This window comes from Pseudomonas sp. GW821-FHT02A11, assembly GCF_059421985.1.
The window spans coordinates 68,281-81,545 of sequence record NZ_JBWKWB010000024.1; the positions used below are offsets into that span (position 1 = coordinate 68,281).

Consider the following 13,265-nt stretch of genomic DNA (forward strand, 5'->3'; position numbering starts at 1 on the left):
TGTCCCTTGAGCCGGTTCGGTGCAAGTGCAAAATGATGTTTCAACCCGCGCCTGACAAAGACAATCGCTGTTCTATCGCGCGTGGGCGAAGACGTTGGCGGGACGGCCTGGATTTAGTGGATGGCTCGGCGGGCCTAATGGCGGCCGATAAAGAGAGAGCGATGGCGTTCATGACCCGCCACCGCTCTGTCGCTTCTCGCTTTCCTGACACCTAGCTATTGAGTTGCAGCCGTTGTGGTTCTTTCGGCTACGGCCTTTCTGATTTTCTCGATGTCCGTCGTCAGGCGCTCGTCCGAGCGAGCGGTGTATACCAGATTGATTTGAATGTCCTTGATGTTCGATTTGGCGGGCGACGCCTTGACCAAGGTCCTGGCAAATTCGGCATCGGGGATCTTCAACTCCCACTGCGAGATTGCCCCCGTGCCTTCGAATGGCAAGTAGCGCCCGTCGTGCAACGACAATTCATGCACCGACTCGCCGGGGTTGTAGCCCAAGCCGTCTTCGCCTGTCGCAGACGATAACGCGATCGCCTGTTTTGCTCGCAGGTTGCGTTTAATGCTCGCAGGCGGCGTTTCGGTGGGGTTGTACAAGTAATCGGCGCCTGCTTTGTCGGCATCCACCAACGTGGTGCTACCGGTCTGGGTGAGGATGGCGCACAGACCGCTGGCGCTGACGCCGTCCTCCATCACAAACGACACCGTCACGTAGCGCAGCTGACGCAAATAGTGGCCGGGGTAATTGCGGTCGAAATCCGCAGCCTTGAAGTCGAACAACAGCGGCTCGCCTCGAGACAGGGTCTGCACCGCGTTCAGCCAAGGGTCGGTGTTTGACCCTTGGGCGTCCGCCAGGGGGCGACCAGTCATCACCGTTTTCAGGCTAAACGTTTTACGGATGGTCAGGCGACGTTCGTTGGCCAGCAAAAAGGCGTTTTCCATTTCCAGAAGATCGACCAGCAGCGACTCGCCGGCGAGCATCCCTTTATAGGTATCACTCCACGCGCTGGTCTTGATGAAAGCGTGGCGTTTGTAATCGCCGATCTCGTAGCGCCAGGCGGCTTCCAGGCTCAGGCACAGGGACAGAACGGCGTCGTAGGCTTTGCCATAGATCAGTTCCTGGCGTGCCACGAGCCAGTTGTAGATCGGAATGATGGTAAAACCGGTGGTCATGGCGACATAGGCCTCGTTCAGGTTAATCCGTTCTTGTTGAGCCGCCTCCAAGCTGATAATGGCAGCGTTCAACTCGCTGTTGGTCTCGGCGATTTGTTGATCGATGAGTTTGATGTCCCACTCGGCCTGACGCATCTCGAAGTTCCAACCTGTCGCACGGCGCTCGTAATCCGACTCTCGCAACAGCTGGCCCGCTATGAAGTTCATGGATGTCGCCGTGCATTCAATGATTTCTTTGGCCGCATGCGTTGGGGCTGCCACATCGTTACCCCCCATTGCGAAGCCGAAAATACTTGGCACCGTTGATTTGGTGATCCCTTCTGCCACCGAAAGAGGCGCCGCTGCCAAATCCAAGTAGCTTGCGGTCCACATGAGTGCGGCGGCGGCTTCCTCAAGGGAATTACGTCCGTTTTCCAGAAGTCCCACATAGAAATCTTTTCGGTACGTTGCAGCTTCTCTGCTCAGGTCCAGACCGCGTTTCTTGGCAATGACAGCGTTCATGTCTTCTTTTTGAAGACGCAAAGTGAAATCGGAAATTCTGATCTCTTGCGATTTCAGCAAAACGGAAAGCGAGGTATTGAACTCATCTTCCATCAGCTTCATGTAATGGCGCCCAAAGTCCAGCAACTGCTGGACAGCCGACCGAGCAGCGGGCAGCAGTTCACGAAAGCGATAGGCCGGGATGACAACCCGGTCACTGTTGTATGTGTTCGGAAGAATACTCAGGCCGCCCCTGGCAGATTCGAAAGGATCACCCCCCTCGGCGCCCCAGCCGATGTCGGGCAACGCCTTGCCGTCCAGCGTCAGTCCGTGGCGCAGGTTATACAGACGACGTTCGAGGGTCTGCCGCGCTTCGATCACCCGTTGATTGATGGGAGTGCGAAAGCTTTCCTCATTGACGTCGGACAACGCCACGGGTGTCCAGCGCGACACGGCCGTACGTTCTGGCAGCGGCCCGATCAGTTTCAGCGCTTGCTGATAGCACAACCATGCATGATTAAGGCTGCTTAATGTGAGCTGCCGGTAATAGTGATCACCCTGCAGCTGCCAGTTTTCCACGAGGCCCAAAAATACCGATTGCCGATAGAAGCGCGAAAGTATGAACGCACGGGCGGTGGGGTCGACGGCCTTGCTCAGTTCCGACTTGCCGGTCCCGACCTCCGCCAGTGGGCGAGTATTCCAGTAGGCAGGACGCCCGTCGTCTTCACTCGTGGCTCGATAAAGGTCAAACAGGAATCGCAGATACCACCCCTCGGCGTCTTCGAATTGCTGCTGTTCGGTGAGGCGCGTGGCAATCAGATCAGGCAGATGCAGGAACAACTCGCGGAAATACAGACCGTTGGCGCCGTGAAAGTCCACTTTCGGGTTTGGGTGGGCATCGTCAATGGTAGGTTCCTTGATTAACTGCGCGTCCCAGTCGAGGGCCTGTTTGGTACTCTGGCTCGCCCGGGCGACGAGTTGTTTGCCAAAGAGAGTGTTCAGGCGGACGCTATTTGATGGGAACTTTGGATCGTCATCCTCTACTGAAGTTAAGTCCAAGTAGTGTGCCTGCTCGCTGTTTCGTTTTATAAGAATATTCCATGTTTCGTTAACGTCTCCCAGTGAAATTTTGACTTCGTGGTCTATCGTCCAGGTCGTATAATAAGCTCGATGTCGTAAGTGATTGGCCGCTAAGCCGATCTGTACCCAAACCATGAACGTGAATTTATAGATACCAGCGCCTCTGTAGTCGGCTTTGAATGTGTACTTTCCATTTTCTAAAGTTGTGATACGGCCTGCAAAGTTCTGCGTGGTCGTGATGCCATTTATTGTTGCAATTGCCGCAGTGCACTCAGCGCGAGGATTTCTCAGCGATATTTTTGGCTCGTCGTTCGCGGTGGACATAGGTCCAAGGCTTAATTCTAGGTGTACTAGTTTACGTACATTGTCCAATGCTGTTGCCTTAAGAGAGGTGGCTAGACCGCCTTGGAATCCCTCCCTAGCGCCCGGGAATATGTGCTCCAATTTATTCGTGTTCCGAATTTCCTTGCTGGCCACAGGGGCTGTTCCTTGATGGACGTGCTGAACGCTTCGAACATCCTTATAGGAACGATGATTTAAATCGAAAAATGTTCCGACCTCAGTAGCGGAGAATGATTTTTTCTCGATCAGGAGCAAGTCGCGCATTTCGATATAGTAATCTTGTTCGAATACATGAGCGTCGTCGGGCTTAAGATTGGAATCGTAAAGTATCGTCGTTAGCCACGGATCGTGTTCCCGATCGCCCTCCGTGTTCACGAATACAATAAGGCCTGGAATCCATGCTTCGGTTTTCAAAAAGTTATTGTCTTTATCTTTAACGGGTTTTGAATTGTTTGTCGGCAACTTCCCGTCCTTATAACCGTCCAGTGCCATCAGTTCATTCGCTGTACTCCAGAAGCCATCGCTCTGTAGATAAGCGTAATGAACCGATATCTTTTTGTAGGGCGTGGGGTCTTTTATGCTGGGCTCGGTACTGGGGAGGCCGGTGGTACCCCGCTCGACCCAAAAGACATAAAGACGACCTGAGATCACCACGAGACGAACAGCATCATAGTCGTGGGCTTCATGGCGGTTCTGCACGATCTTTCCGGTGGTTGTCAATCCAATCTTCTGCCACTCGCTCCACGCCAGAGGGCTCAGCCGCTGCTGGTCATCGCGCAACCCCATATCCACCGAACGCCAGTAATATTCGGTCGGGGTTGAGTTGGTTTTACCTACCAGGTAATAGGTATCGTTCTTGGGGTCGCGGCCATCCAGATAACCGCTGACGATTTGCAGGTTGCTGAGCCTTTCAAACTTGGTCAGGTAATTACAAATCGCGGCCTGCAGAATGTCGGTGTCCAGTTTGCCCTGATTGACTTCAACCTCAAGCTCTTCAAACGCTTTGCTCTTTTTGGGGCGGTTGGCGTAGTAGATGAGGTTTTCCGGGTGGTTGAACTGCGCTTTCCAGACTTTCCAACTGCCGTATTGGCTCAGGTATTGCTCCCAGGCGCTGTTGGCGTGCTCGGGCATTTTTGCTGCTTCGTAGCCGGGTTCAAGGTGTGAGAACAGGCGGAACAAATAATGCTGCAGGCTGGAGATGGCCTGAGTGATGGGCGTTGTTTGCATCGCCTCCCACGTAGGGCCGATATCGGTCAGGAAGTAACTGGAAAGATCGTCGACCGTTTTCAGTTCAGCCTGGCGACTCGTATCCGCCGGCGCCCAATAACCGAGCAGGTAATCGGCCAGTGCGTCGCGCCATTTAGCGTTTAGATCAGGTTCGATTGCCTCACGTGCTTCGTCCGAGCAAGCCCCCACCAGCACCTGAGCGACAGTCTGGAATTCCGAAAGGCTGGACTCTTCGTTCAACCAGGCGAAGTCGAGCAAAGACTGGCATGAGAGGCTTGTACATTTGCTCAGGCTCTGTAGCCGCAGTGCAAAGTCCACATCGGTTACGGTTGAATAAGCGTCGAGGATCTGTTCAGCCACTTCTTCGGTTGCCTCGTACTTCTGCAGCTCCAGTAGTGGCTGATTGGCTCTGCAGTTAGTAGTCAGAAGTTTCCATGTTGCCGGCTGGGTCTCGGGCAGGTAGTCCTTGGCTTCAACTTTGAGCGGGCCGGGATTGTCTTTGAGGAATTTTACAAACTTAGTATAAGCACTGTTGGCGTTCGGATAACTGGTGCTGGATTTGTTGAATTTATAAATGAGGACGCCGAGGCCTTTCATATCCACGTTTTTATCACAATAGTTGTGATAGTGGCGTTCGTCGGAGTCCAGCAACTCCATGAAGTCTTCCAAAGAGCCTTTTTCTGTCGGCTTTTTAATACGGATTGTTTGAGTGACGTAGGGCGTTGCAAGTAACGTTTCGCTGGTGCTCCAGCCGATCAACCGGCCGAGTTGTGCGGCCGCCGCGTCCGCGTCTTCGGTTTTTTGGCTGGGACGCAATCCGGTCAGGTAGGTGAGTGCCTTATCTTCTTCAAATTTATTTTCACGGCATATACCGACCCAGTCGCGATAGCGCATCAACTGGTACATCAGGTCGATGGACAGTGTAGTTGCGGGACTGGTATTTTCTGTATTTATATCCGATTTGGGTCGGGTGTTTTCTTCGAGGGCAAATCGCTGCGGATGGCTGATCAGCGCTTCAAGCCCCGCAGGGCTCAACCCCGTCAGCCGAATCGCGAGCGCATAGCGCGTCATGTCTCTCCACAATTCAAAGGTCTGCGTGTTGACAGCGCCAGACGCCTGATAATCCGCGAGCAAATCATCAGGACGTTTGCCGATCCATTTCAGTAGCGGCAGGGCATAAGCTGAGGCTGTCGCGGCATTGCCCAGCAGCTCGCCGAATGCTTTGCCGAAAATCCCTTTGGTCAGGTCTTCCTGTGCGATTCGGGCGTTGGTGAGGGCTGATGCAAGGCTTTGCGCGATTGTGTCTGTGTCTGCATTGGCGGCTTCTAGCTTGTCTGCCAGCAGCGTTTTCAACGCTGTGGTGATATCGCCCTCCGCAGGCAGGTCGGCGTTGATAAGCCCCTGCTCCGACACGTAGTCCTTGAGCAACGCCAGCCAGGTGCCCGTTGCAGGGGCGTCGCCGGCTGGCAGCACGTTCTCGATCTGGTCTTCAGTCAGGCAGGCGCCTGCCACGTCGAACGGCTTGTCCTCACGCAGGTTCTCGCGCGTTTTTTCAATCATCTGCAGGTCAGCATTTGTTTGTTCAGGCACAGTCAGCACAGCAAGGACGGCGGAAGGGGAAAGGTTGTTGCGTTTCAGCCATTGCCGGACGTTGCTGAGGGCAATCAGCACGTCGAGGGTGTCGGCCTGGTCCGGGTCGTCGCTGATCCGCCCCTTGCCCGCGACGATGCTCTGCACCTGCGGGTTGTCGAGCGCCACCAGTGCGATCAGGTCGGCGCCTTCATTCGCGCTCAGATCCAGCAAGCGCGGCAGGCGATTGAGGCGGTAAAGCGCGGAGATCAGCGGCAGTGAAAAGCTGGATTTTTCCTGTCCCAGTGCTTTGGTGGCCTGAGCCACATAGCGCCGAGTGAGGCGCTCGGTGGTGCCCATGGCGCTGCTCAAATGACCGATGATCGTATTGGACGGGCTTCTACCCTGTTCATCAGCGGTGCCCGCCAGTTCGAACTCGCGGTCGTCAATGACAAGCCCGGCTTCGGTCTTCGCCAACGCGCCCGCACCGGGGCCATCGAGCACACGATCGAGCAGCGGCACCTTGCCCGAAACGGCGTAGGGCGAGACCTCGTGGATCAGGGCTGCGAACTGTTCGGCGGTGACTTGATGCACCTCATTGAGGTAACGGAACACGCCGATGGCACGCAGGGTGTTGGCCGTGAGGTGAAAATCCTCGGTTTGCCCTTCGGCTCGCAGCGCGGCCATCACCAGCAGGTCGGTTTCGGCGAAAGACAGTTTCAGGGCGTGGCGCAAGTGGATGATCTGATTCATGCGGCCAAAGTGCGCCGCCGTGGCGTCCTTGATGCCAAGCGTGATGCCGGACTCAGCGAATGTGTCTTCCAATGACACTGCGGCCATGCCGTTGTTGATGAACGACGCGCCATAGACGCTGCCATCCACTGTCTTGGTGCCCGAGGGCTGGTAGGCGCTTGAACATCTGACGCTGGTGAAGCCTTTGGCCGCGTTGTCGTCCACGCCTTCGATGGCCAACATGTCCTGCACCTCTTCGGGTGTCAGGCCGGTTTTCAGACAGAAGAATTCGACGTTGCTCAGCTGTTCCAAGACCTTAGCATCGGTGCCGGAAACACCGAAGCGTTTGCTCAGAAACCCTGCGGTACTTGCGGCGCTGTTATCGAGCAGCAGGTTTTGCAGCGCCGGGCTGAAGCCGGTGGAAGTGCGCATGACTTGCCGAAGTTCTTCAGTGCGCAAGTTGCCGTAGCAGAAGTTGGGGTAGCTGTATTCCGCTTGTTGCAGCAAGTCGAACAGCGGAATTTTCTTGTGTTTGAGCACAGCTTGAATCTGCTCGAGCGGGTAATGAAACGGCAGCCCGGCGCGCTGCGTTGATTCACTGATGACCTCGGTCAGGCTTTTGCCTTCGCCAATGTGGGTCCTGGCCTGGCGGGTCAGGGCGTTGATCGCCAGCGTCAGGGGCGCGACCCTGGTTTCCAGCCCTGCTTCATCCAGCAACAGTTCACCGATGTCCGGGCGACGATTGGCGAGGGTGAAGCGTTTGTTCGATGTGCTTGTGGCTTCCAGTGCCAGCGCCTGTTGGTAGAGCGCGTGCAGATAGGCAATGGGGCCGCTGTTGGATTCCAGGGCGTCGGGGCCGCAGCGGTCGGCGATTTGTTCTGGAAACAGTTTGGCGTAGGTGGCGGCTTCAGGTGCGACGGCGGGCGTGTTCGTAGTGGTCATGACGATGCTGTCCTTTGCATTCGGGCGAGAAGGCGTTATCCATGAACGGCCAGGCAGGCATAGCGCTCGGTGGATAAGCGGTGTGCTGGGTCTCGCATAAAAGACTAGCAGCGGGGGGTAGGGCTTGAAGCGCGCAGGCTAGTTGAGTTCGCGATAGGGGCGATTGCCAATCGCTATATCCGGTCAGGTTTTGATCGTGACGCTAACCCGTTGCAGTCCGGCCAGCGGGCGGCGTGCGTGAGATCGCACCCGCCGGCAAGCCGTGCTGCTTCAGCAGCCGATTCAGGCTTTTTGCGGATCTCGCAGGATATCGCTCAGGCCTGCGATGGAGGCTTCCACCAACGCTTTTGCCGCTTCGATCTGATGCACGACGGAGCGGGCCAGAGGGCGGAATTCGCTGGAGGCGTTGTCGGCTGATTCGTAGGCGGTGGCTGCGGCGCAGTTGAGGTATTCGGAGACGAGGACCAGCGCGTCTTCGACGTTGATGCCGGGCTGGACGCTGAACAGGCTGCGATTGCCGAAGTTGACGCCGAAGGGGATGGATTTGGTGACAGGGATTTCGGGTGGGTGTGGCGTGGATCTGATCATGGGGGTTCCTTTTCGGTCAGAGCCGACACCCTCTGCTGTCAATCAGAAAGGTGGCGGCTGTACGAGGGTTGACAGACCAGCAACACCCCAAAACTGGCGCACCCGAAGGTGCCCCGCGTACAGCCGCCATAGCACACCAACAGATCCAGATCTGATGGAGCACGGGGCGTTACGTTTCAGAGTTGTTGATCGGCCTGTCAAAACCGGTCGCTGAGAATCAGCGACGGACCGGAGCCTATGCCGTCAACCACGCAGCCGCAACGCGCCGGGGAGGATAGCGAGTAATTTCAGAAGCGTCCTACAGGATCTGGTTTGTTTTGTGGGGGAATGTGTCGGCAGTTGCGACGATTGACTCCTTTAAAGAATGCAATCCAGACCTGTGGGAGCGAATTCATTCGCGAGACGCCGGTACATCCGACACATCTTCGTCGAGTGCAAAACCGTATCGCGAATGAATTCGCTCCCACAGGTGCTTTGCGGTGTTGACGCGTTTATTTGATACCGGCTGATGTCTCAACAGAATGAAAAAAGCCCCTGACGACTCACATCGCCAGAGGCTTTTCCTGACGCGCTGTACAGCTAACGCGTATTACAGACCGGCAGCAGCGCGCAGGGCGTCGGCGCGGTCGGTTTTTTCCCAGGTGAACGTGGTGAAGGTGTCTTCGCCCACGGTCTTGGTTTGCGGCGTGCGACCGAAGTGGCCGTAGGCTGCGGTTTCCTGGTACATCGGGTGCAGCAGGTCGAGCATCTTGGTGATTGCGTAAGGGCGCAGGTCGAAGTGCTCGCGGACCAGCTTGATGATTTTCTCATCGCTGATCTTGCCGGTGCCGAAGGTGTTCAGCGAGATCGACGTAGGCTGTGCGACGCCGATGGCGTAGGACACCTGAATCTCACAGCGTTCGGCCAGGCCGGCAGCGACGATGTTCTTGGCGACGTAACGACCCGCGTAGGCTGCCGAGCGGTCAACCTTGGACGGGTCTTTGCCGGAGAACGCGCCGCCGCCGTGACGGGCCATGCCGCCGTAGCTGTCGACGATGATCTTGCGACCGGTCAGGCCGCAGTCGCCCACCGGGCCACCAATGATGAATTGGCCGGTCGGGTTGATGTGGAACTGGGTGTCTTTGTGCAGCAGGTTGGCGGGCAGCACGTTCTTGACGATCAGTTCCATCACGCCTTCACGCAGGTCGGCGTAGGAGACTTCCGGGTTGTGTTGGGTCGACAGCACGATCGCGTCGATACCCACCACGATGCCGTTTTCGTAGCGGCAGGTGACCTGGGATTTGGCGTCCGGACGCAGCCAGGGCAGCAGGCCGGATTTACGCGCTTCAGCCTGGCGCTTGACCAGTTGGTGCGAGAAGGCGATTGGCGCAGGCATCAGCTCTGCGGTTTCGTTGCTGGCATAGCCGAACATCAGGCCCTGGTCGCCAGCGCCCTGATCTTCAGGCTTGGCGCGGTCCACACCCTGGTTGATGTCAGGGGACTGTTTGCCAATGATGTTCATCACACCGCAGGTCGCGCCGTCGAAGCCGACGTCGGAGCTGGTGTAGCCAATGTCGCTGATCACGTCACGAACGATCTGTTCCAGGTCGACCCAGGCGCTGGTGGTGACTTCGCCCGCGACGATGGCAACACCGGTCTTGACCAGGGTTTCAACCGCGACGCGCGCGTGTTTGTCCTGAGCAATGATGGCGTCCAGCACCGCATCGGAGATCTGGTCGGCGATTTTGTCCGGATGCCCTTCGGACACGGACTCGGAGGTGAAAAGGGAGTATTCGCTCATCTCGACGATTTTCCTGAGTGTTACCGATGGTGAGTGTTGCCAGCCGGCCGCTGAAAATGGCGAACCTGGATCTGGAAACCATTACGTAAACCTACATACAGACTTTCTCCGGGGACCAGCCCCGCAGCGATGGCCCAACGGGCCAGGTCTTCCTGTTCGAACCCCAGCCAAAGATCGCCACAGGCCTCCCTGGCCCAGCTCTGGTCGTGGCTGCACAACTCTGTCACCAGGAGGCTGCCGCCCGGCTGCAACAGGTTGGCGAGTTGTTTCATTGCTTCGGCTGGCGCTGCGAAATGATGAAGCACCATATTCAGGACGACGCAGTTGGCGGTGACATTAGCCTCTGTCAACGCATCGGCCAGTATCAGCTCCACGTTGCCCAGTGCTTTGTGCTCACAGATGCTGCGTGCCAGATCGAGCATGGCCGGGCTGTTGTCCAGCCCCGTGACATGCCGGAAACGCTGCGCCAGATCGGGCAGAAAGCCGCCGTCGCCGGGGCCGACTTCCACCGCAGTGGCGTCGGCATCGAAGCTCAGTTTGTCCAGCAGCGACAAGAGGCTGTCGCGGTATTGGGCCAGTCCTGCGATCAGGTCCTGCTGAGCCCGAAATTTCTCTGCAGTGCGTGCGAAAAAGTCCTGACTGGCGTTGGCGCGTTGACGATGCACCAGGCCGATACGGGCCTGTACGTCGTCAGGCAGCGTCAGGCCGTCGACCTCTTCAAGCAGGGCTGCGTGCAGCTTGCCGCCGGTCTGCTCGGTGTGAGGCAGGGCGCGGCGATAGAAAATTGCGTTGCCCTCGCGCCGGGTCGCTACCAGATCGGCCTGGGCCAGTACCTTCAAATGGTGGCTCATGCCCGACTGGCCGATGGCGAAGATCTGCGCCAGCTCCAGCACCCCGAACGAGTCGTTGGACAGCGCGCGCAAGACATTCAGCCGCAACGGGTCGCCGCCGGCCTTGCACAAGGCCGCCAGTTCGTCGCTTTGGTCGACACTGAAAGTGGGCGCGCTGATATTCATAAGGCAGGCAGTCTAGTTATCGACTGCGCGAGCCGCAAGACCAATATCAAAAAGTTTTGATATTGCTTGATGGGCGGCGACCGTGGACCACCGTGATTCAGCCGTTTGCGCGCCAAAGGCCCTCAGGGGCAGGCAAAAAACCTGCGCAACGCAGGAAAATCGCGCATCAGCCTGTATCTGTCATTGCCCCGAAGCAGTGCCTGAGGGAAAATGGCCGCCTTTTTCAGATCCCACTTCTTTCTGCCCCAGGAGATCAGCGATGCCAAGCCGTCGTGAGCGTGCCAATGCCATTCGTGCACTCAGCATGGATGCCGTGCAAAAGGCCAACAGCGGCCACCCCGGTGCCCCAATGGGCATGGCGGATATCGCTGAAGTCCTTTGGCGCGATTATCTGAAACATAACCCGGCCAATCCGCTGTTCGCCGACCGTGACCGGTTCATCCTGTCCAACGGCCACGGCTCGATGCTGATCTACTCGCTGCTGCACCTGACCGGTTACGACCTGTCCATCGATGACCTGAAAAACTTCCGTCAACTGCACAGCCGCACCCCGGGCCACCCTGAATACGGCTACACCCCAGGCGTTGAAACCACCACCGGCCCATTGGGTCAGGGTTTCGCCAACGCCGTCGGTTTCGCTGTCGCCGAGAAGACGCTGGCTGCACAGTTCAACCGTCCAGGCCACAACATCGTTGACCACCACACCTACGTGTTCATGGGTGATGGCTGCATGATGGAAGGTATTTCCCACGAAGTCGCCTCGCTGGCCGGTACGCTGCGTCTGAACAAGCTGGTTGCGTTCTACGATGACAACGGCATCTCCATCGACGGCGAAGTCGAAGGCTGGTTTACCGATGACACCCCGAAGCGCTTCGAGTCGTACGGCTGGCTGGTGATCCGCAATGTCGACGGCCATGACGCCGACGAAATCAAGACCGCCATCGACACCGCTCACAAGAGCGACAAGCCGACCCTGATCTGCTGCAAGACCACCATCGGTTTCGGCTCGCCGAACAAGCAAGGCAAGGAAGAGTGCCACGGCGCGCCACTGGGCAACGACGAAATCGCCCTGACCCGCGCTGCGCTGAAATGGACCCACGGTCCGTTCGAAATCCCGGCTGACATCTACAAAGAGTGGAACGCCAAGGAAAAAGGCCTGGCGGCCGAAGCCGAGTGGGACCAGCGTTTCGCGGCTTACTCCGCCGCGTTCCCGACCGAGGCCAACGAGCTGATCCGTCGCATGAGCGGCGAGCTGCCTGCCGACTTTGCTGAAAAATCCGCTGCGTACGTGGCTGAAGTGAACGCCAAGGGCGAAACCATCGCCAGCCGTAAAGCCAGCCAGAACGCCCTGAGCGCCTTGGGCCCGCTGCTGCCTGAATTCCTCGGCGGTTCGGCTGACCTGGCCGGGTCCAACCTGACCATCTGGAAAGGCTGCAAGTCCATCACCGGCGAAGACGCCAGCGGCAACTACCTGCACTACGGTGTGCGTGAGTTCGGCATGGGCGCGATCATGAACGGTATCGCCCTGCACGGCGGTTTCGTGCCATATGGCGCAACCTTCCTGATCTTCATGGAATACGCCCGCAACGCGGTGCGCATGTCGTCGCTGATGAAGAAGCGCGTCATCTATGTGTTCACCCACGACTCCATCGGTCTGGGCGAAGACGGCCCGACTCACCAGCCGATCGAGCAACTGACCAGCCTGCGCACCACGCCGAACCTGGACACTTGGCGTCCAGCCGACGCCGTGGAATCGGCCGTGGCCTGGAAACACGCAATCGAGCGTGACGACGGCCCGTCGGCGCTGATCTTCTCCCGTCAGAACCTGCCTCACCAGGCGCGTGATGCCCTGCAGCTGGAGAACATCAACCGTGGTGGCTACGTGCTGCGTGACTGCAACGGTGAGCCTGACCTGATCCTGATCGCCACCGGTTCCGAAGTCGGTCTGGCCGTTCAGGCGTTCGACAAGCTGACTGCTGAAGGCAAGAACGTGCGCGTTGTGTCCATGCCGTGCACCAGCGTTTTCGAAGGCCAGGACGCTCTGTACAAGCAGTCGGTTCTGCCGCTGGAAGTCAGCGCCCGTATCGCCATCGAAGCTGCCCATGCTGACTACTGGTACAAGTACGTCGGTCTGGAAGGCCGCGTGATCGGCATGACCACCTTCGGTGAGTCGGCCCCTGCCAACCTGCTGTTCGAAGAGTTCGGCTTCACGCTGGAGAACATCATCAGCACGGCTGAAGAGCTGCTGGAAGATTAAGTAGCCTGCGCTCTCTCTGTAGGAGCGCGCTTGCCCGCGATTGCGATCTGCCTGTCACCGGATACTTCGCTGACACACCGCAATCG

5 protein-coding genes are annotated in these 13,265 nt (G+C 57.6%); 1 reads left to right on the top strand and 4 read right to left on the bottom strand.

Going from position 1 to position 13,265, the window contains the following annotated elements; all coding sequences use genetic code 11:
* Positions 1–215: 215 nt before the first annotated feature.
* From AC07V9_RS24520 to AC07V9_RS24535, 4 genes are all read right to left on the bottom strand, one after another.
* Positions 216–7,538, bottom strand: a complete 7,323-nt coding sequence (locus tag AC07V9_RS24520; RefSeq protein WP_495018223.1) for a Tc toxin subunit A-related protein — start codon at positions 7,536–7,538, stop codon at positions 216–218.
* A 282-nt stretch (positions 7,539–7,820) separates the two neighbouring features.
* Positions 7,821–8,126 (bottom strand): DUF6124 family protein, encoded by a 306-nt coding sequence (locus AC07V9_RS24525; RefSeq protein ID WP_495018224.1) that lies wholly within the window; start codon positions 8,124–8,126, stop codon positions 7,821–7,823.
* 589 nt (positions 8,127–8,715) lie between these two features.
* Entirely contained in the window at positions 8,716–9,906 is a 1,191-nt protein-coding gene (gene metK / locus AC07V9_RS24530; RefSeq protein WP_495018225.1) for a methionine adenosyltransferase, read from the bottom strand.
* Positions 9,907–9,926: 20 nt separating this feature from the next.
* Positions 9,927–10,922, bottom strand: a complete 996-nt coding sequence (locus AC07V9_RS24535; protein WP_495018226.1) for an ArsR/SmtB family transcription factor — start codon at positions 10,920–10,922, stop codon at positions 9,927–9,929.
* Positions 10,923–11,181: 259 nt separating this feature from the next.
* Between AC07V9_RS24535 and tkt the strand changes: the two genes are divergently transcribed.
* Positions 11,182–13,179: a transketolase gene (gene tkt / locus AC07V9_RS24540; protein ID WP_495018227.1), complete on the top strand. Its 1,998-nt coding sequence runs from the start codon at positions 11,182–11,184 to the stop codon at positions 13,177–13,179.
* Positions 13,180–13,265: the final 86 nt, after the last annotated feature.

Coding starts and splice junctions, on each gene's coding strand:
- AC07V9_RS24535 (WP_495018226.1), bottom strand. CDS start 10,922: ATGAATATCAGCGCGCCCACTTTCAGTGTCGACCAAAGCGACGAACTG.
- AC07V9_RS24520 (WP_495018223.1), bottom strand. CDS start 7,538: ATGACCACTACGAACACGCCCGCCGTCGCACCTGAAGCCGCCACCTAC.
- tkt (WP_495018227.1), top strand. CDS start 11,182: ATGCCAAGCCGTCGTGAGCGTGCCAATGCCATTCGTGCACTCAGCATG.
- AC07V9_RS24525 (WP_495018224.1), bottom strand. CDS start 8,126: ATGATCAGATCCACGCCACACCCACCCGAAATCCCTGTCACCAAATCC.
- metK (WP_495018225.1), bottom strand. CDS start 9,906: ATGAGCGAATACTCCCTTTTCACCTCCGAGTCCGTGTCCGAAGGGCAT.